We start from the raw sequence: 1445 nt of genomic DNA, 5'->3' as shown, positions 1-1445 counted from the left end.
TGAACTGCACCCCAAAAGTTGGACACCCGTCCAACCTTTGGGGTGTTTTTCATGACGAAGTACAACGAGCAGTTCAAGCAACGCATCGTTGACGAGTATTTTTCCGGTGGAATTGGCATCCAGTCCCTGGCTGCCCGGCACGGCGTGGGGCGTACGGTGATCCGGCGCTGGGTGGCAAGTTACAGGGAGCATGGCAACGCGGGGTTGCGCAAGAAACACGTTTGCTACGATGCTGAGTTCAAGCTATCGGTACTGCAGCGCATGTGGCGAGACGAGTTGTCATACGGCCAGGTGTCGGCCTTGTTCGACATTCGTGGCGCGGGCTGCGTCGCCGGCTGGGAGCGCCTGTATCATGAGGGCGGTATCGATGCACTGTCCCCTCGCCGACGAGGGCGCCCCCGAAAGATGGCCACTTCACTTCCGCCCAAACCCACTGAAACCGGCTCACCGGATGAACGCACACGCGAGGAATTGCTCAAGGAAAACGAGTATCTGCGTGCGGAGGTGGCCTACCTAAAAAAGCTCGATGCGCTGCTGGCGAAGAAGCAGGCAGCGCAAAAGAAAAAGCGCAAATAGTGCGCGAGCTTAGGCAACACCATCCGGTAGCGGCACTTCTGAAGGCGGCCGGTCTGGCGCGCAGCACGTTCTATTACCAACTCGGGACGCTGAACGTTGGCGATCGCCATGCCGATCTCAAGGCGAGGATCCGGGCGGTGTTCGACCATCACAAGGGCCGCTACGGCTATCGACGCGTCACGGCTGCGATTCGGCAAACCGGGCATCTCGTCAACCACAAGGCTGTGCAGCGGCTGATGCAGCAATTGCAGCTGAAGTCCCTGCTGCGCCCGAAGAAATATCGTTCGTGGCGAGGTGAGGTCGGCAAAGTCGCGCCCAACCTGTTGCAACGTCAGTTCAGCGCCACGCAGGCCAACCAGAAGTGGGTAACGGATGTGACGGAATTCAACGTCGGCGGGCAGAAGCTGTATCTGTCGCCGGTAATGGATCTGTACAACGGCGAGATCGTGGCCTACCAGATGGACCGACGCCCAAGCTTCGAGCTGGTCAGCAGCATGCTGAAGAAGGCATTGGCCAAACTCAAACGCACGGACAGACCGTTATTGCATTCGGACCAAGGCTGGCAATACCGAATGCCGGCGTTTTGTCGGCAATTGAAGCGACGCAAGCTGACTCAAAGCATGTCGCGCAAGGGGAACTGCCTCGACAATGCTGCGATGGAAAGCTTCTTCGGCACGCTCAAGTCCGAGTGCTACAAGGGACATCGCTTCACTTGCGTGGAGCATTTGCGCGACACGCTCGAGCGCTACATCCACTACTACAACCACGAACGCATCAAGCTCAAGTTGAAAGGGCTGAGTCCCGTGCAATACAGGACTCAGCCCTTGGGCGCCTAGCCTTTAACTGTCCAACTTTGCGGGGTCAGTTCA

General features: G+C 58.1%; 1 protein-coding gene. It reads left to right on the top strand.

The window, feature by feature from the left end; translation table 11 throughout:
* Nucleotides 1–51: 51 nt before the first annotated feature.
* A protein-coding gene (locus C5F75_RS36015; protein WP_089465000.1) for an IS3 family transposase occupies nucleotides 52–1412 on the top strand; the annotation gives its coding sequence in 2 pieces (ribosomal slippage) (nucleotides 52–514 and nucleotides 514–1412; 1362 coding nt in all).
* Nucleotides 1413–1445: the final 33 nt, after the last annotated feature.

Source organism: Burkholderia anthinoferrum (assembly GCF_002925705.1).
In the GTDB taxonomy this organism is placed as follows: domain Bacteria; phylum Pseudomonadota; class Gammaproteobacteria; order Burkholderiales; family Burkholderiaceae; genus Burkholderia; species Burkholderia semiarida.
This window is presented reverse-complemented; position numbering and strand designations above follow the sequence as displayed.